Source organism: Citrobacter amalonaticus, from assembly GCF_002918555.1.
GTDB lineage: Bacteria > Pseudomonadota > Gammaproteobacteria > Enterobacterales > Enterobacteriaceae > Citrobacter_C > Citrobacter_C amalonaticus_A.
Map to the genome: position 1 here is coordinate 753426 of NZ_PQMB01000003.1, position 18423 is coordinate 771848.

Annotated in this window: 13 protein-coding genes and 1 pseudogene; 5 read left to right on the forward strand and 9 right to left on the reverse strand. The window is 54.5% G+C overall.

What is annotated here, in order from left to right; all coding sequences use genetic code 11:
* Nucleotides 1–832: 832 nt before the first annotated feature.
* The gene (gene mgtA / locus C3432_RS16345; RefSeq protein ID WP_103777605.1) at nucleotides 833–3541 is read right to left on the reverse strand and encodes a magnesium-translocating P-type ATPase; all 2709 of its coding nucleotides are present in this window, start codon (nucleotides 3539–3541) and stop codon (nucleotides 833–835) included.
* Nucleotides 3542–3685: 144 nt separating this feature from the next.
* Nucleotides 3686–3739 (reverse strand): mgtA regulatory leader peptide MgtL, encoded by a 54-nt coding sequence (mgtL, locus tag C3432_RS28380; RefSeq protein WP_146050960.1) that lies wholly within the window; start codon nucleotides 3737–3739, stop codon nucleotides 3686–3688.
* A gap of 449 nt (nucleotides 3740–4188) precedes the next feature.
* Between mgtL and treR the strand changes: the two genes are divergently transcribed.
* From treR to nrdG, 5 genes are all read left to right on the forward strand, one after another.
* Nucleotides 4189–5136 carry a trehalose operon repressor TreR gene (treR, locus tag C3432_RS16355; protein WP_103777607.1) on the forward strand — a complete coding sequence of 316 codons (948 nt, stop codon included), beginning with the start codon at nucleotides 4189–4191 and terminating at the stop codon, nucleotides 5134–5136.
* Nucleotides 5137–5318: 182 nt separating this feature from the next.
* Nucleotides 5319–6737: a PTS trehalose transporter subunit IIBC gene (gene treB / locus C3432_RS16360; RefSeq protein ID WP_103777608.1), complete on the forward strand. Its 1419-nt coding sequence runs from the start codon at nucleotides 5319–5321 to the stop codon at nucleotides 6735–6737.
* Nucleotides 6738–6785: 48 nt separating this feature from the next.
* On the forward strand, nucleotides 6786–8450 hold the full coding sequence (gene treC / locus C3432_RS16365; RefSeq protein WP_103777609.1) for an alpha,alpha-phosphotrehalase: 1665 nt from the start codon (nucleotides 6786–6788) through the stop codon (nucleotides 8448–8450).
* Nucleotides 8451–8849: 399 nt separating this feature from the next.
* Nucleotides 8850–10988, forward strand: coding sequence for an anaerobic ribonucleoside-triphosphate reductase (gene nrdD / locus C3432_RS16370; protein WP_103777610.1), 2139 nt, complete (start codon nucleotides 8850–8852; stop codon nucleotides 10986–10988).
* Between the two features lie 300 nt (nucleotides 10989–11288).
* Nucleotides 11289–11753: an anaerobic ribonucleoside-triphosphate reductase-activating protein gene (gene nrdG / locus C3432_RS16375; protein ID WP_103777611.1), complete on the forward strand. Its 465-nt coding sequence runs from the start codon at nucleotides 11289–11291 to the stop codon at nucleotides 11751–11753.
* Nucleotides 11754–11762: 9 nt separating this feature from the next.
* On the opposite strand, the pseudogene C3432_RS28030 reads toward nrdG, so the two are convergent.
* The 7 genes and pseudogenes from C3432_RS28030 to C3432_RS16410 all read right to left on the reverse strand — a co-directional run.
* Nucleotides 11763–11867: pseudogene (locus tag C3432_RS28030) on the reverse strand (type II toxin-antitoxin system RelE family toxin); the annotation flags it as partial.
* Nucleotides 11868–11954: 87 nt separating this feature from the next.
* Nucleotides 11955–13868, reverse strand: a complete 1914-nt coding sequence (locus C3432_RS16385; RefSeq protein WP_103777613.1) for a BglG family transcription antiterminator — start codon at nucleotides 13866–13868, stop codon at nucleotides 11955–11957.
* Nucleotides 13869–13890: 22 nt separating this feature from the next.
* Complete coding sequence (dagF, locus tag C3432_RS16390) at nucleotides 13891–14631, reverse strand: 2-dehydro-3-deoxy-phosphogluconate aldolase (protein WP_103777614.1); 741 nt, start codon at nucleotides 14629–14631, stop codon at nucleotides 13891–13893.
* Nucleotides 14628–15746: a DgaE family pyridoxal phosphate-dependent ammonia lyase gene (locus C3432_RS16395; RefSeq protein ID WP_103777615.1), complete on the reverse strand. Its 1119-nt coding sequence runs from the start codon at nucleotides 15744–15746 to the stop codon at nucleotides 14628–14630. The genes dagF and C3432_RS16395 overlap by 4 nt, the downstream gene beginning before the upstream one ends.
* The gene (locus C3432_RS16400; RefSeq protein ID WP_103777616.1) at nucleotides 15730–16863 is read right to left on the reverse strand and encodes an amidohydrolase/deacetylase family metallohydrolase; all 1134 of its coding nucleotides are present in this window, start codon (nucleotides 16861–16863) and stop codon (nucleotides 15730–15732) included. The genes C3432_RS16395 and C3432_RS16400 overlap by 17 nt, the downstream gene beginning before the upstream one ends.
* A 113-nt stretch (nucleotides 16864–16976) precedes the next feature.
* Nucleotides 16977–17621, reverse strand: coding sequence for a DUF4310 family protein (locus tag C3432_RS16405; protein WP_103777617.1), 645 nt, complete (start codon nucleotides 17619–17621; stop codon nucleotides 16977–16979).
* Between the two features lie 11 nt (nucleotides 17622–17632).
* Nucleotides 17633–18409: a DUF4311 domain-containing protein gene (locus tag C3432_RS16410; protein ID WP_103777618.1), complete on the reverse strand. Its 777-nt coding sequence runs from the start codon at nucleotides 18407–18409 to the stop codon at nucleotides 17633–17635.
* Nucleotides 18410–18423 lie beyond the last annotated feature (14 nt).

The following is an 18423-nucleotide window of genomic DNA, read 5'->3' on the forward strand; positions in this document are numbered from 1 at the left end:
CTCTGATGTGAGCGAAATAAAACGACATAACCACACCGTCACAGATTCTCCGAATCCGNCGTGGCGGCCACGGCAGCGATACCGCCCACCGCCCACGCCAGGTTCTGCTCTAAAACGCTTTCCGTGGCTTTCTGACACTCTGGCGACAGTCTGGCAAGTTCAGTCTGAGAAAGGCTGCTGATATTAGCAGGACACTGCTTTTTTTTGTCTTCATTGTCATTAAGTTCGGCGGCAAATGTATTACCGCTTAATGCCAGGGCAATACAAAATGAGATAGCTTTCCTTTGCATAATGTGACTCTCTGATGTGAGCGAAATAAAACGACATAACCACACCGTCACAGATTCTCCGAATCCGTGAGACAGCGACGCCATAAAAATAAAATTATATAAAAACGGAGTATATCGAAAGACATATTTGCTGACAACGAATCACCACGATGAATACATACCGTAACGCATTGTTTTTTATGAGCGCGGATAAAAAACAGAACAAAACACCCATTAAAAACGGATAAAATACAACATGTTACAAACATGGATTTGTCTGTAAATTTTTTAATACGCGCCATTTTAGCGGGCTGAATGGCGGGGAGAGACCAAGGCATATCTTATAAATTATAATTTTTATTATATGAATATGAAAAATAAATACTCCATATGAATATATTCACTTATTATTCACATTTATCGCAACAAATATTATTTAAAAGAAATAATAATACGCATAAATTTTCTGCGGCGCGAATCATCTGGCGATACCAATATTCCTCCTGCGTCAGGTTACGGCTGCGTTGGTTTAATAAGGGGCCAACGCAGCCGATATTTTGTGCTTATTGCCAGCCGTAGCGACGGCTATAAAAACCTTTTACCAGCTGCGTTAATGTCATGTAGCCAGCAAGAATGGCAATCAACCACGGGAAGTAGCTCAACGGCAGCGCCTGCAGCTGCAAATAGCTTGCCAGCGGCGAAAAAGGTAGCGCGATTCCCACTACCATCACCACCAGCGTCATCAGCATCAGCGGCCACGCGGCACGGCTCTGAATAAACGGCACGCGACGGGTGCGGATCATATGGACAATCAGCGTTTGCGACAGTAGGCCCACCACAAACCATCCCGACTGGAACAGCGTTTGCGATTCCGGCGTATTGGCGTGGAATACCCACCACATCAGGCAGAAGGTCAGAATGTCGAAAATCGAGCTGATCGGTCCGAAGAAGATCATAAAACGCCCCAGATCTGCCGGATTCCAGCGCTGCGGTTTCTGGATCTGCTCGTCATCGACGTTATCAAACGGGATCGCCACCTGGGATACATCGTACAGCAGATTCTGAATCAACAGGTGCAGCGGCAGCATCGGCAGAAAGGGCAAAAAGGCGCTCGCCACCAGCACGCTGAAGACATTACCAAAGTTAGAACTGGCCGTCATTTTGATGTATTTCAGCATGTTGGAGAAGGTACGACGCCCCTCGATAACCCCCTCTTCCAGCACCATCAGGCTTTTTTCCAGCAGGATAATATCGGCCGCCTCACGAGCGATATCGACGGCTCCATCAACAGAGATACCGATATCCGCCGCCCGCAGCGCAGGCGCATCGTTGATGCCATCTCCCATAAAGCCAACCACATGCCCTTCACGCTTGAGCAGCGTCACGATGCGCTCTTTGTGCATCGGGGTCAGGCGGGCAAACAGCGTGGTTCGTTGTGCAAGCCGGGCCAGATCATCATCGCTTAACGCTTCGATATCGCTGCCAACCACCACATCCCCCGCATCCAGCCCCACCTCGTAACAGACTTTCGCTGCCACCAGCTCGCTGTCGCCGGTGAGAATTTTGACGGTAATCCCGCTGGCTTTCAGCGCCTTCAGGGCCGGGGCGGTCGTCTCTTTCGGCGGATCGAGGAAAGCAATGTAGCCTTCGAGGATCAAATCAGACTCATCAATACGCTGGTAATCCCCTTCGCGGGCAGGCAGATATTTGGTCGCCACCGCCACCACGCGCAGCCCCTGCCGGTTCAGCGTGTCGGTCACCCGTTTCACCCGGCGCAGCATGTTGTCGTCTAACGGGACAATCTCACCGTTATGGCGCACCTGGGTGCAAACGTTGAGGATCTCCTGCAACGCCCCTTTGCACACCAGCTGATGGACATTACGCTCCTCTGCCACCACCACGGACATCCGACGCCGCTCAAAATCAAACGGGATTTCATCAATTTTCTGCCAGCGGGTAGAGAGTTGACGGGCCGATGCTTCATCGACACCTTCCAGTACCGCCGTATCCAGCAGGTTTTTCAATCCGGTCTGATAGTGGCTGTTCAGCCAGGCGGAATGCAGCACGCGCTCACTGGGCTTACCGGAAATATCGGTATGATTCTCCAGCACAATTTTGTCCTGAGTCAGCGTTCCGGTCTTATCGGTGCAGAGGATATCCATCGCGCCAAAGTTCTGGATGGCGTCGAGGTGTTTGACGATAACCTTTTGCTTTGACAGCTTCACCGCCCCGCGCGCCAGCGTGGAGGTGACGATCATCGGCAGCATTTCCGGCGTCAGGCCCACCGCCACGGAGAGAGCAAACAGCGCGGCTTCCCACCAGTCGCCTTTGGTATAGCCATTAATCACCAGCACCACAGGCGCCATCACCAGCATAAAGCGGATCAGCAGCATACTGACGCGGCTGATCCCTTTCTGAAACGCATTCTGCTCGCTCTCCTGCTCGCTCACGCGACCAGCCAGTTGCCCAAACCAGGTATTCGCCCCGGTGGCAATAACCATCGCCTGCGCCGTGCCGCTCACCACGTTAGTCCCCATAAAGCACAGCGTGTCGCACTCCAGCGGATTGCTCTGCTGCGGGTCACGCGTGGTTGCCACCTTCTCAACCGGCAACGACTCACCGGTTAAGGAGGCCTGCGCAACAAACAGATCGCGCGCCTGTATGACGCGCAGATCCGCCGGGATCATATCCCCCGCCGCCAGCTTGATAATATCGCCCGGTACCAGTTGGTCGATCGGCAGTTCAACCCAGTCGTTTTCTCCCTTCTCGTTTACCACGCGTAGCACCGTGGCGGTATTGCTGACCATTGCCTTCAGCGCATCCGCCGCTTTGGTGGAGCGCGCTTCCTGAACAAAGTTGAGCAGCGTGGAGATCGCCACCATAAGGGCAATGACGCCTGCGGCAAACAGATCTTCCGTGGCATAGGAGATCGCGCCCAGGATGGTGAGCAGGATGTTGAACGGATTACGATAGCAACTCCACAGATGCACCCACCACGGCGACGGCTGCTGGGCTGGCAGCTTGTTCTCGCCGTGCTTCGCGCGCGCGGCTGCAACCCCGGCGGCGTCCAGCCCTTCCGGATGCGCGTCAAAGGTTTGCCAGAGCTGTTCCTCGGTCATCAGCGCCATTTTCAGGCACTGTTCGCTCATAGAAGGTGGGATCGGCTTGCTGGCGATGCTCTGGCTGCCGGGCAGCGGATCGCGATGCACAAGGCGATAAGGTAAATGGCGGTTCAGCCGGGCAAACAGTTGGCGGGTGATATCTTTCAGCATACACAGTTCCTCCGTACCGAAAACGTCGGCACAGAATATTTATCCAGGCATGAAACAACCTTACCTGGCGGGTAATTAAAATTTCATGACAGAGACTTAAGAACGTCGCTGTCTTACATCACCGGTAAGACAGACTAAGCAGGCTTACCGGTAAAAGATGCGGTTCCGTCGGGGGAGAGGAGTGGGATCGGGATCCATAGAGCCTCCGGTAAGTGAATGATTTACGTCGCGCAGAATAGCCGGAAAACCCTAAATTTTGTGGCTATTATGGCGAGATATACAGAAAATCATTCAAGCTGCATCAAAGCGGGATGGGGCGAATCATGCAGCCAGCGCAGAGGCAGCCTGAAGGATAAAATGTATAATAACGCTGTGTTATTAAACCTAACGTATACACAAGAACATTCATTAAAAAGTCAGTTAACAGAGGAAGCATAAACTCTGAAAAATTCGGGCTGCGGGACAAAACGGCGTAGTCGTTTTGAACAGCGTTTGCGCTGGCCCCGCAGGGATGGGTCGGGTAACAGAGCCGACACATCCGCCCCCTGAAGTATGACGAGTATATAAACCAAACTTTGCCCATTGCGTTCTGGATGAATAAAGTTACTCTCTTTGACATCATTTGATGCTTACCGTGGGAAAACAGGATGCAAAATCGGCTGACCATTAAAGACATCGCCCGCTTAAGCGGCGTGGGGAAATCAACCGTTTCCCGCGTACTCAACAATGAAAGCGGCGTGAGCGAACGTACCCGAGAACGCGTGGAAGCGGTAATGAATCAGCATGGTTTTTCACCTTCCCGTTCTGCCCGTGCGATGCGTGGTCAGAGTGATAAAGTGGTCGCCATTATCGTCACCCGTCTGGACTCGCTTTCTGAAAACCTTGCCGTTCAGACCATGCTGCCTGTGCTCTATGAGCAGGGTTACGATCCCATCATGATGGAGAGCCAGTTTTCACCGGATCTGGTGGAAGAGCACCTTGGCATGTTAAGACGGCGTAATATCGACGGCGTGGTGCTGTTCGGTTTCACCGGTCTTCGTGAAGAAGAGCTCATCCCCTGGCAGAATTCGCTGGTTCTGCTGGCGCGAGATGCCAGCGGATTTGCTTCCGTCTGCTATGACGATGACGGCGCGATTAAAACGCTGATGCAGCGCCTGTACGATCAAGGCCATCGCAATATCAGCTTTCTCGGCGTCCCCCACAGCGACGTCACCACCGGTAAACGTCGCCATGAGGCCTATCTGGCCTTTTGTAAAACCCATAAGCTGCATCCCGTCGCGGCCCTGCCCGGCCTCGCCATGAAGCAAGGTTACGATCATGTGGCCAGCGTGATCGCCCCGGAAACCACCGCACTGCTGTGCGCCACGGATACCCTCGCACTCGGGGCCTGCAAATACCTGCAGGAGCAGCGTATTAACACCCTGCAACTGGCGAGCGTCGGCAACACTCCGCTGATGAAATTTCTTCATCCTGAGATTGTCACCGTTGATCCGGGCTACGCCGAAGCCGGTCGTCAGGCGGCTTTCCAGCTGATCGAACAGATTAACGGGCGCAGCAAGCCCCGGCAGATCGTGATTCCTTCAACCCTCTCCTGATCGTTTACTGAACGATAATTTGTGATCTTCGCTGCGTTTCGGGAACGTTCCCATTTTTTAATATTCGTCGAAGATATACTCTCTGCGCTAACAAAACATGTCATCCATACCCAAGGGCTTTCAGGCTGTAACACGGTGCCAGTACGGATTGAAAGGCGGCGGGTATATCACGGGGCTTTATGATGAGCAAAGTAAAACAAGCAGATATCGACCGGTTGATAGAACTGGTCGGCGGACGCGAAAACATCGCCACGGTGAGCCACTGCATTACTCGCCTTCGCTTTGTGCTAAACCAGCCAGCCAACGCCAAACCAAAAGAGATTGAAGAGTTGCCAATGGTCAAGGGGTGCTTCACCAACGCCGGGCAGTTCCAGGTGGTAATCGGCACCGATGTTGGTGATTACTATAAAGCGCTTCTGGCCACCACCGGACAGTCCAGCGCCGATAAAGAGCAGGCCAAAAGAGCCGCACGGCAGAATATGAAGTGGCATGAACAGCTGATTTCCCACTTTGCGGAGATCTTCTTCCCGCTATTACCCGCGCTGATCAGCGGCGGTTTGATTTTGGGCTTCCGCAACGTGATCGGCGATCTGCCAATGAGTAATGGTCAGACGCTGGCGCAGATGTATCCGTCGCTGAACACCGTCTATGACTTCCTGTGGCTGATCGGCGAAGCGATCTTCTTCTATTTGCCCGTCGGGATCTGCTGGTCTGCGGTGAAGAAGGTAGGCGGTACGCCAATCCTCGGCATTGTGCTGGGCGTGACGCTGGTTTCACCACAGCTGATGAACGCTTATCTGCTGGGTCAGCAGCTTCCGGAAGTGTGGGACTTCGGTATGTTCAGCATCGCGAAGGTGGGTTATCAGGCACAGGTCATCCCGGCGCTGATGGCCGGTCTGGCGCTCGGTTTTATTGAAACACGCCTGAAACGCATCGTTCCCGATTACCTCTATCTGGTCGTGGTGCCGGTGTTCTCGCTGATTATCGCCGTGTTCCTTGCCCACGCCTTTATCGGTCCCTTTGGTCGTCTGATTGGCGATGGCGTGGCCTTTGCCGTGCGCCACCTGCTGACCGGAAGCTTTGCCCCGATTGGCGCGGCGCTGTTCGGTTTCCTCTATGCTCCGCTGGTGATCACCGGCGTACATCAGACCACGCTTGCCATCGACATGCAGATGATCCAGAGCATGGGCGGCACACCGGTATGGCCGCTCATTGCGCTGTCGAATATCGCTCAGGCCTCCGCGGTGGTCGGCGTCATTATCTCAAGTCGCAAACAAAACGAGCGCGAAATTTCTGTTCCGGCGGCAATCTCCGCCTATCTTGGCGTAACGGAACCGGCGATGTACGGCATCAACCTGAAATATCGCTTCCCGATGCTGTGCGCGATGGTCGGTTCCGGCCTTGCCGGTTTACTGTGCGGCCTGAACGGCGTCATGGCCAACGGGATTGGCGTCGGCGGGCTGCCGGGCATCCTTTCTATTCAGCCGAGCTACTGGCAGGTGTATGGCATGGCGATGGTTATCGCGATTGTCATCCCTGTCGTACTGACCTCCATTGTCTGGCAGCGTAAGCACCGTCAGGGCACGCTGCATATTGTTTAGTCTTCTTCGGGGCGCAGTTGCGCCCCATTGCATACGCAGGAACCCATAATGAACACCCTTCCTCACTGGTGGCAAAACGGCGTTATTTATCAGATCTACCCTAAGAGTTTTCAGGACACGACCGGCAGCGGAACCGGCGATCTGCGCGGCGTCACACAGCGTCTCGACTATTTGCAGAAGCTCGGAGTGGACGCCATCTGGCTGACCCCGTTCTATATTTCCCCGCAGGTTGATAATGGTTATGACGTGGCGAACTACACCGCCATCGACCCGGCCTATGGCACGCTGGATGATTTTGACGCGCTGGTATCCGAAGCAAAAGCGCGCGGTATCCGCATCATTCTGGATATGGTGTTCAACCACACCTCAACGCAGCACGCCTGGTTTCGCGAGGCGCTGAATAAAGAGAGTCCGTACCGTCAGTTTTATATCTGGCGCGACGGCACGCCGGAAACGCCGCCTAACAACTGGCGCTCAAAATTTGGCGGTAACGCCTGGCGCTGGCACGCTGAAAGCGAACAGTACTATCTGCATCTTTTCGCCCCGGAGCAGGCCGATCTGAACTGGGAAAATCCGCAAGTGCGCGCCGAGCTGAAAAAAGTTTGCGAATTCTGGGCCAGTCGCGGCGTGGACGGTCTGCGTCTGGACGTGGTGAATCTGATCTCCAAAGATCGGTCATTTCCGAATGACCCCGAGGGTGATGGACGTTGCTTTTATACCGACGGGCCGCGCGCGCATGAGTTTTTGCACGAGATGAACCGCGATGTTTTCACTCCACATCAGCTGATGACGGTTGGCGAGATGTCATCCACCAGCCTGGCGCACTGCCAGCGCTATGCCGCCCTGGATGGCGGCGAGCTTTCGATGACCTTCAACTTTCACCATCTGAAGGTCGATTATCCTGATGGCGAAAAGTGGACGCAGGCAAAACCCGACTATGTCGCGTTGAAAACGCTTTTCCGCCACTGGCAACAGGGTATGCACAATGTCGCATGGAATGCGCTATTCTGGTGTAACCACGATCAGCCGCGCATTGTTTCGCGTTTTGGCGACGAAGGTGAATTTCGCGTTCCGGCAGCAAAAATGCTGGCGATGGTGCTGCACGGTATGCAGGGCACCCCTTATATTTTTCAGGGGGAAGAGATTGGTATGACCAACCCGCATTTCCGCCAGATCACCGATTACCGCGACGTGGAAAGCCACAACATGTTCGCAGAGTTGAGCAGCCAGGGACGCAACGCCGATGAACTGCTTGCCATTCTCGCCAGTAAGTCTCGCGATAACAGCCGCACGCCAATGCAGTGGGACAAGAGCGAACACGCAGGCTTCACCCAGGGCGAACCGTGGATCAACCTTTGCGATAATTACGCAGACATTAACGTGGCGGCAGCGCTGGCGGACCATTCGTCGGTGTTTTACGCCTATCAGAAGCTGATCGCCCTGCGCAAATCTGAGCCGGTGTTAACCTGGGGGGATTATCAGGATCTGTTGCCGGACAGCCCACATTTGTGGTGCTATCGCCGCGAATGGCAGGGGCAAACCCTGCTGGTGATTGCCAACCTGAGTCGTGACTTCCAGTCCTGGCAGCCAAAGCCGCTCCCCGGACGCTGGCAGGTGATAATGAACAACTACGATGAGGTCGCTCAGGTTCCCGCCGCGATGACGTTAAGGCCTTTCGAAGCCATCTGGTGGCTGCAAAAACCTGCTGTTTAATCTCTCAATTCTGCTGATTCAGCCACAGTCGGGCAACGAAAGCGTTGCCCGGCTTTACCCTACTGTTTTTGTTGAATAATTAATCGGAATTTTCTAAGAACAATTTACAATGGCTATAATGCCCGCCATCTGTACACTCCAGGTTTTACTTTGCGCTACGTCAATAAAATCGCAAACATCCTTGATGCAAATCACTACATATAGAACTTAAAATGCACTCCGACCCAATATGTTGTATTTATCGTCTACAATTGCTTCAACTACAATGTCCAGTTAAACGGAAAAATTGTGGATAAGTGGGTCTGGATTGCGGGAAGTCATTGGCAAGGTAGATGAATAAAACAATGCGCGCCTCCCCAATCTCTGTGGATAACCTGTTCTTATAAATATGGAGTGATCATGACACCGCATGTGATGAAACGTGATGGCTGTAAAGTGCCGTTTAAATCAGAGCGCATTAAAGAAGCCATTCTGCGTGCAGCTAAAGCAGCGGGAGTCGATGACGCAGATTACTGCGCCACCGTCGCAGAAGTCGTTAGCAGCCAGATGAATGAATGCAGTCAGGTCGATATCAATGTGATTCAGACTGCGGTTGAAAACCAGCTGATGTCAGGGCCATATAAGCAGCTTGCCCGCGCATACATCGAATATCGTCACGATCGTGACATTCAGCGAGAGAAGCGTGGTCGTCTGAACCAGGAAATCCGTGGTCTGGTAGAACAAACCAACTCCGCACTCCTGAATGAAAACGCCAACAAAGACAGTAAGGTGATCCCAACCCAGCGCGATCTGCTGGCAGGTATCGTCGCCAAACATTACGCTCGCCAGCATCTGCTGCCGCGTGATGTGGTACAGGCACACGAACGTGGCGATATCCACTATCACGACCTCGATTATTCTCCGTTCTTCCCGATGTTCAACTGTATGCTGATCGACCTGAAAGGCATGCTGACGCAGGGCTTTAAGATGGGTAACGCGGAGATCGAACCGCCGAAATCTATCTCTACCGCCACTGCCGTTACCGCGCAAATTATCGCGCAGGTCGCCAGCCATATTTATGGCGGCACCACCATTAACCGTATTGATGAAGTGCTGGCGCCGTTTGTGACGGCAAGCTTTACCAAACATCGCAAAACAGCAGAAGAGTGGCAGATCCCGGATGCCGAGGGTTACGCGCATTCCCGTACGGAAAAAGAGTGCTACGACGCCTTTCAGTCTTTGGAATACGAAGTTAACACGCTGCACACCGCCAACGGTCAGACGCCATTTGTTACCTTTGGTTTCGGCCTTGGCACCAGCTGGGAATCGCGCCTGATTCAGCAGTCCATTCTGCGTAACCGTATCGCGGGCCTGGGCAAAAATCGCAAAACCGCCGTGTTCCCGAAACTGGTCTTCGCGATTCGCGACGGTCTGAACCATAAGTTTGGCGATCCGAACTACGACATCAAACAGCTGGCGCTGGAGTGCGCAAGCAAGCGCATGTATCCGGACATTCTGAACTACGATCAGGTGGTGAAAGTGACCGGCTCCTTCAAAACCCCGATGGGCTGCCGCAGCTTCCTCGGCGTCTGGGAGAATGAGAACGGCGAGCAGGTTCACGACGGACGTAACAACCTGGGTGTGATCAGCCTCAACCTGCCGCGCATCGCGCTGGAAGCCGGTGGCGATGAAGCCGCATTCTGGAAGCTGCTGGACGATCGCCTGGTACTGGCGCGTAAAGCGCTGATGACGCGTATCGCTCGTCTGGAAGGCGTTAAAGCTCGCGTTGCACCGATCCTTTATATGGAAGGCGCCTGCGGCGTGCGTCTGAACGCTGACGACGATGTGGCGGAAATCTTCAAAAACGGGCGTGCGTCGATTTCGCTGGGCTACATCGGTATCCACGAAACTATCAATGCGCTGTTTGGCGACGCACACCTGTACGACAGCGAAGCGCTGCGTGCAAAAGGTATCGCAATTGTTGAGCGTCTGCGTCAGGCGGTCGAGCAGTGGAAAGAGGAAACGGGCTACGGCTTCAGCCTGTACAGTACGCCAAGCGAGAACCTGTGCGATCGCTTCTGCCGTCTGGATACCGCCGAATTCGGCGTCGTGCCGGGCGTCACCGATAAAGGCTACTACACCAACAGCTTCCACCTTGACGTGGAGAAGAAGGTGAATCCGTACGACAAAATCGATTTTGAAGCGCCGTACCCGCCGCTGGCGAGCGGGGGCTTCATTTGCTACGGCGAATACCCGAACATTCAGCACAACCTGAAAGCGCTGGAAGATGTCTGGGATTACAGCTATCAGCACGTGCCGTACTATGGAACCAACACGCCGATCGACGAGTGCTACGAGTGCGGCTTTACCGGCGAGTTCGAGTGTACCAGCAAAGGCTTCACCTGCCCGAAATGCGGTAATCACGACGCCGCGCGCGTATCGGTAACCCGCCGCGTGTGCGGTTATTTAGGCAGCCCGGACGCACGTCCGTTTAACGCCGGTAAACAGGAAGAAGTGAAGCGCCGCGTTAAGCATTTAGGGAACGGGCAGATCGGTTAATTTATACTCGTCATACTTCAAGTTGCAGATGCGTTGGCTTTCCTCGCTCACCCCAGTCACGTACTCGTGTACGCTCCTGGGGACTCACTGCGTCGCCGCCTTCCTGCAACTCGAATTATTTAGAGCATAGACGATTTTATTGCCCGGCGATGCGACGCTTTTCGGGCCATTATTTCCGCAACGCAATTCACGTCATAGCAAGGCAGCAAATGAGTAAGCCCCGGGGAGCTTACATAAGTAAGTGACTCGGGCGCCCGAACGCAGCTATGGCGCGAATTGATAAACGGATGAGAAGCGAAAATGAATTACCATCAGTATTACCCTGTCGACATCGTTAATGGTCCCGGCACTCGCTGTACCCTGTTTGTTTCAGGATGCGTGCATGAATGCCCCGGATGCTATAACAAAAGCACCTGGCGACTGAATTCGGGGCAGCCGTTCACCAGAGAGATGGAAGATCGGATCATTGCCGATCTGAACGATACGCGGATCCATCGTCAGGGGATTTCGCTCTCCGGCGGCGATCCGCTCCATCCGCAAAACGTGCCGGATATCCTGAAGCTGGTGCAGCGAATTCGCAAAGAGTGTCCGGATAAAGATATCTGGGTGTGGACCGGTTACAAAATTGCTGAACTCAACCCAGCCCAAATGCAGGTGGTGGATCTCATCAACGTGCTGGTTGACGGTAAATATGTGCAGGATCTGAAAGACCCGGCACTGATCTGGCGCGGCAGCAGTAATCAGGTTGTACATCACTTGCGGTAACGCGGTTCATCAGAGATGTTTGTCTGCCTCATGGTAGGCAGTTGATTTCTCTCGATTGCCAATTGCAACCACCAGCACTATTACCCTTTCATCTTTCACCTGATAAACCAGACGGACGTTAAGCGTGGCCATTATGCCTCCAGCGAAAAAAGACGTGTAATGCATTACAGCGGCATTACTTTCATTTCTGGAAAACGCCTCTCAAAAACGGCTCACGCACTCCATCGCTACCGCTTTAAACTCGGCAAAGTTCTGGCTGGCGCACAGACGCGTCATGGCGCGCTCGCGCAGGAAGGTGACGAAAATATCGTAGATTGCCATTGCCTCTTCGTATTCGCTTTTACTGATGGCGAGCAAAAAGATGACATGTGCCGTTTCATCGCCCCAGGCGATTCCCTGGGGAGCAAGTACGGTATAGACCACCGTTTTCTTCGCCAGCAGTCCCAGGGCGTGCGGCAGCGCAATACTGTCGCCAAGCATGGTGCTGACAATGGCTTCACGTTCCACCACCGAGTCGAGAAACTCTGCATCGACAAACCCTTCGCTCTGTAGCTGATCGCACAGCGTTTTGAACAGCGTCTGCCTTTCCATCTCACCATCAATAATGCGGAAATGAGCGGCGTCGAAGTATTTGTTCAGCATCCACGGCCGGGTTCTGTCCACCAGCACCAGCTTGCCAATCTGCTCCAGTTGATAATCGGTGGGGAATGGCGCGATCATCACCACCGGCTTGTCCTTCTCAGTGATGCGGGCGGTAGAGATAACAAAGTCTTCGCCGATGCTCTCCCGTTGCTCGTAGTCGCGCAGCGTCAGGGTACGCCCGATCTCAATCTGCGGATATTTTCGCGCCAGTACCGCTTCGATCATTCGCACCATCGCATTTCCGGCATCGCATACCAGCAGCACTTTTGGCTGCCGCTGGTAACCTATGTTGTAACTACGTTCCAGGCCAACACCAATATGCAGCACCAGAAAACCAATCTCATTTTCGCTGATAGTGTACGGCGTATATTTTCCCCAACTGGATACCGCCGCCAGGGTCATATCCCAGGCCATCGGGTAATGCTGTTTGATGTTTTCCAGCAGGGGGTTGGGCAGCATAATCTGGTAGCGCACACGCGTTATCATGGTTTTGATATGGGTGAGCAGATCGGCATGTAACTGCTTGTCATTCAACAGGTTATAGTTGTACTGGGTATTGATAAAGCTGAGGATGTAATTGACCAGGGCTTCTTCGTTGTCAGCATTGATGGCGCTCGGCGCAATCTCCTGCACCTGACGGGCAGCGATATGCACCTTCAGCCAGTTCTCTTCCGATATTGCGAGCGGCTTATCGGCCAGGCGGTGCAACACGCCCGCAATTTCTCGCGCCGCAAGACAGACATTCTCTTCAACCTCTTCGGTCACAAAGTCAGAGAGCGGGTACCCTTCGCTGATACGCCGTACCGCCACCGCGCAGTACAAACGTAAAAACAGCTCGCCCTCGTCGGTCAGGCGAATATGAAAATGGCTAAAAATATCCTGCAAAACGGACTGTAGCTGCTCCGGCACGCCCGCATTGAGCGCCTCTTCCGTCACCAGAGGATTCGCCGGATCCTGTTGCGCCAGCGTCCACAGAAGATCGGTCAGGCAGGCGCGGATCGCCATCTCGCTGCCAAACAGTTTCATGCCATGGCGCGGACGCGTTTCCAGCGTCAGATGATAGCGTTGCAGCCATTCACGCACCTCCGCCATGTCATTTTGCAGGGTTGCCCGGCTGACAAACCATTCATCAGCCAAATCTTCAAGTTTGATGGAAAATGCGGACGTCAGGAAACGAACCATCAGATAGTGTACCCGCTCCTGACTGGTACGCGGAATGCGCAGCAGCGTACCAGGCTGCTGCGTTTGCAGGGTTTTAAAGCTTGCCGGGTCATCGATTCTGAGCTGATAACCGTTGCCCCGGCTCAGGACAAACTGCGCGCCATACTGAGCCAGGAGCGCATTGAGCGCGGTGATATCCGCACGGACGGTACGTGTGGAAACCGACAACCGCTGCGCCAGTTCATCCTGCGGCAGCGTCTCGTTTTGCAGCATATCAAACAGTTGCGCTAAACGTTGGTTGGGGAATCGCACGTCAGTCTCCTCGCATTATCAGTTAGCCTGTGCACGCCCGGGTCAGCGCAAGCAGCTGGCGCACATCGTCCGGACGGGTGTTCCCACTCACCTTATCAATAATCGAACTATAAATGTGAGGAATGATTTTGCTCACGCCGGCATCAAGAGCGATTTGTAGAATCTCGGCAAAGTTTTCCAGATCGATACCGCCTGTCGGCTCCAGCCAGAAGTCATGGCGGGCGCAGGCTTCCGCCACCGCTTTGTATTCGTCACGGCATTTCAGGCCGCCCATCGGGAAGTATTTAATCGAGCTGCCGCCCATGTCCTTCAGCAAGGCAATCGCCGTCTCCAGCGGCACGATGCCGTCCGGCGCGCGGCTGCTCAGCGGACCAGTTGAGATCTTCACCCTACCCGGCGTGCCGGTCGGGGATACCAGGCCGTTCACCACCGTCTCATTCTGCCCCAACAGCGCGCGGCTGGTCGCCACGCCGGTAAACACCTGATTAACGTGCTGCGGCTGTACCTGACGGGAGATTTCACTCACCATCGCGGACTGATTCGGATCGCCTGCGCCCAGACCAACAGACAGTGCGTTATCAATCAGCGCTGCGTATTCGCGCATATCCGCCACCGCGCTTTCGACATCCGGATAATTTTTGGAGAGCACGCCGACCAGCACATGACCTTCCGCCGCCGCGTAAATTTCACAGGCGTTCTCCTTCGAGCCTGCCAGCACGTTCAGACAGACGCGATCGCGGTAAAAGTTAGGGGTCAGTTTCATGCTTTTTTCTCCTGATTAATCACATCACCAATACGGCGTGCCACAATTTCCAGCTGCGCGCGGTCCACGCTGCGCACATCGGCCTCAATAATTCCTTCGTTGGCTTTATAACCACGGAAGTAAATCGCGTACTCGCCCTGCCTGAGTGCGTCAACCAGCTCGCCCGTTGCAATACCGGTTACCGCTTCGTCAAACTTGATTTCCGCACGTGCGATATCGCGACCGGCGCTATCCCACACCACGCGCGCACTCACGCCATTCAGGGTGTTCAGCGTCTCGATAAACGGCGTCATTTTTTCCACCATCTCCGCACCGCTCTCTTTCTGTGCGCTCAGGTAGAGTTCAATGGCGCAGGTCAGGCCGAGAATGCCCTCTTTGCCAACCTTCATCGCCCGGCCAATCCCTGCCGACTGGCGTTTTACCCATTCGACATACTGCGTTTTACCAATCACCAGCCCGCTGGTCGGTCCTTCAATCGCTTTCGCACCGCTGTAAATCACCAGATCCGCACCAGAACGGTAGTAGCACTGCAAATCTTCTTCCGCTGCCGCATCCACAATCAGCGGCAGATTGTGTTTACGCGCAACCACGACCGCCTGCTCCACGCTGAGCATACTTTTTTGCACGCAGTGGTGAGACTTGATATACAGAATCGCCGCCGTGCGCGGAGTAATCGCCGCCGCCAGTTGGGCAGCAGAGCATTCGTTGGCATAGCCCGCTTCCACCAGCTTGCCGCCGCCCAGCGCCACCATGGTGCCAACCGGGGCGCCAAAGTTGACGTTGTGACCTTTCGGCAGAACAATTTCGTTGTTTTCTATCGGCGTAACATGCAGATTCTCCAGCAGCCAGTCGCTGTCCTGAACCAGCACCGCCGCTACCGACTGAGCAATCCCGGCGGATGCGCAGGCAACCACTGTCGCCCCTTCCACATCCAGCAATTTTGCGATGTACTCTCCGGTTTTATTGACCAGATCTTTCATCTCGAAATACTGATTCATTCCGGCCATCGCCGCGTCTACCACTTCCGGACGCGGCGTGGAGACGCCGAGCGCCGTCATACGGCCGGAGGTGTTAATCACCTGTTTTAAATTGTATTTCTCAAAAATCGAAGGCATGTTCCGCGCTCCCTTGTTCGGTCATATAGCCCTTGCCCGCACGTATCGCGGCAAGCGGCACCAGCAGTTTCTCAGCCTGTAAGCTGTCGTTTTCTGCGTCCACCAGCACGGTTGGCTGGCGCTTAAGCGTAAAGAGGGTCAGATCGGCATCCAGGCCCGGCTGGAGGCGACCTTTGGTTTTCAGATTCAGGCCGTCGGCGGCGTTGGCCGTCACGCACTCAATGACCTGCGGCAGCGACATACCGATGGCGAGGAATTTCGACATCACGTTAGCCAGCGTTTTGACCGGGCCGCTGATGCGGTTACGGCAGTAAATATCGGAGCTGATGGTATGCGGCAAAATCCCTAAGCTGATGGCGCGCTTCGCCACCGCAAAGCTCAGGCTGGCAGTGCCGTGACCGACGTCCAGACGCACGCCGCGCTGAAGCGCCCGGCTCACCGAAGCCCGCAGTTCACCTTCCGGCGTCAGAATTCGGTTAGGTTTGCCGTTGTAGCAGTGGGTGATGATATCGCCCGCCGTCAGTCGTTCGGCAATTTCATCCAGATCCGGCGGGTTGTTACCAATGTGCACCATCAGCGGCAGGTCGCCGTTCTCTTTCTGCATCGCTTTGGCGCGGTCAAGCGGCGTAATACCGTTCTCACCGACCACGCTGCTGCTCATCCGCGCCTTCAGGCCGACGATAAAATCAGGGTGACGCTTCACCGCCTGCTTCACCGCATCAGCATCGATATGGGCCATGTTGGCCAGCTCATTCTGGGCGATAAGCCCAACGCGGGAGATATTCAACAGCGCATAGACTTCGGTGGCGGCCTCGCGGGTCAGGGAATAAAAATCATCAATATCGTCTGCGCCGGTACTGCCCGCATCGACGACGGTGGTTACCCCGGTCGCAATCCCAACGCTGTCCGGCTCATCGTAATAAATCGGGGATTTCGGGTAGCAATGAACGTGAGAATCAATCCAGCCGGCGCTCACGTAACATTCGCCACGCAGATCAACGGTTTTCACTGCCGGTTGTTGGATATCGCCCAGCAGGGCAATTTTGCCGTCCTTTAACGCGATATCACAGACCGTATCGTCGACCAGTCGCGCATGGCGCAGGAGTAAATCAAACATATCTCTCTCCTGAAAAATGGAGGAACCTCTTGTCGGATGGCGGCGTAAGCGCCTTATCCGACCTGCACAATCACAGCAACGTGCAGGTCTTAACGCTGCGCGCCATCAGGCAATTAGCTAATAGCAATCGGGAAGATTGAACCCAGAATCATTGCGCCGAGGATCGCGCCGCCGGTGATCGGCTTCTGCCAGATGTAAAACAGCAGTGCGCCAGCCAGGGAACCCACGCCAATAGGAATGGATGCGGTCATCGCGCTGAGGATGATAAGCGGACCCAGGAAACGGCCAGAGGCGTTACCGGCCCCCATCATCACGTCCGCCCCGTAGGTGGAATCGCTCTGGTTAATCGTGAACTTACGCGCCAGAATGATGATGTAACCAATCGCCAGACCAATCACCAGACCGGTGGCCAGAGAAGCGATAAAGTTGGTCACCGGGAACATAATGCCCGCGCCCAACAGCAGCGCCGGAACCCCCAGGCCCACGCCGGTCTGAATCGCCCCGCCGATGTCCAGAATCCCCACCAGCGACCCTTCGATAATGCGGGCAAACAGGAAGCTTGCGCCAAACGCCGCTACCGCACCATAAGCACCGGTATCAATCCCCGCTTTCAGCATCGCCACGAAGGCAACTTCGTTAAACGCGCCAATACCGTAGAGGTAGTACATGTGCGTCCCGGCAAACACGCCGGATGAAAGCAGACCAACAAAGATCGGGAACGACCAGTCAGCAAACCAAAAACCTTTATTCTGTTCCATTATGGCCTCCGTTATTTGCCGCTCAGTGAGTTGTGGATAAGTTCCAGCCAGTTCGGCACGGTCATGTTGAAGGACTCAATCATCTTCATATCGAAACCACGGAAGAATCCGCTCAGGACAAACAGCAGAACAATCGCGACCATCATCACTTTAGTGACGTGGTTCCAGCCGCTCTCTTCCACACCTTTCCCGATCAGGATGCCCAGCACCAGGCCAGGTACGGCGTTGCCCATAATCAGCTGCGCCGCGCCGCCGAATACGGTCGCCCAGAAGCCCGATTTCTTACCGGCGTCGATGGCTGCCAGCCAGAAAATCACCGGCATCACGGTGTTAACCAGCAGGTTTGCTGCCGGTACCAGCACCTTAACGGCGGTCACCTGAAGCGCTTCCGGTACTGAAGAGGCAGTAAGGTTAAGGAAGGTCACGACGATCATGCCGATGATGCCGCAGGAAATCGCCATGCGTTTAGGATCGTGCAGCGTCTCACCGACGTTGCGGTTTTTTATCATCAGCGCGGCTGCGCCCCAGTTAGGGATGATGCGGTGATCAACGTCCTGGGTGAAGGAGCCTGCCGCAACGGATGAGGCCCAGGCGTTGAAGAAGAAGCCCAGACCAAAGGAGAAGTGGGAAGCCGGATCCCCTTCACAGGAGTTCAGTTCCCCCAACGTACGAAACGCGCCCATCCCCTGAGTGGTAGGCGCATGAAACATGCGTGCAGCTCCGGCCCCCACCCCGACGCCAACCAGGGCGCCGATAATGAGCGATTTTATTAAAATTATCAGGAACATAGTTATGCCTTCTT

Coding starts and splice junctions, on each gene's coding strand:
- mgtA (WP_103777605.1), bottom strand. CDS start 3,541: ATGCTGAAAGATATCACCCGCCAACTGTTTGCCCGGCTGAACCGCCAT.
- treR (WP_103777607.1), top strand. CDS start 4,189: ATGCAAAATCGGCTGACCATTAAAGACATCGCCCGCTTAAGCGGCGTG.
- treB (WP_103777608.1), top strand. CDS start 5,319: ATGAGCAAAGTAAAACAAGCAGATATCGACCGGTTGATAGAACTGGTC.
- treC (WP_103777609.1), top strand. CDS start 6,786: ATGAACACCCTTCCTCACTGGTGGCAAAACGGCGTTATTTATCAGATC.
- nrdD (WP_103777610.1), top strand. CDS start 8,850: ATGACACCGCATGTGATGAAACGTGATGGCTGTAAAGTGCCGTTTAAA.
- nrdG (WP_103777611.1), top strand. CDS start 11,289: ATGAATTACCATCAGTATTACCCTGTCGACATCGTTAATGGTCCCGGC.
- dagF (WP_103777614.1), bottom strand. CDS start 14,631: ATGAAACTGACCCCTAACTTTTACCGCGATCGCGTCTGTCTGAACGTG.
- C3432_RS16395 (WP_103777615.1), bottom strand. CDS start 15,746: ATGCCTTCGATTTTTGAGAAATACAATTTAAAACAGGTGATTAACACC.
- C3432_RS16400 (WP_103777616.1), bottom strand. CDS start 16,863: ATGTTTGATTTACTCCTGCGCCATGCGCGACTGGTCGACGATACGGTC.
- C3432_RS16405 (WP_103777617.1), bottom strand. CDS start 17,621: ATGGAACAGAATAAAGGTTTTTGGTTTGCTGACTGGTCGTTCCCGATC.
- C3432_RS16410 (WP_103777618.1), bottom strand. CDS start 18,409: ATGTTCCTGATAATTTTAATAAAATCGCTCATTATCGGCGCCCTGGTT.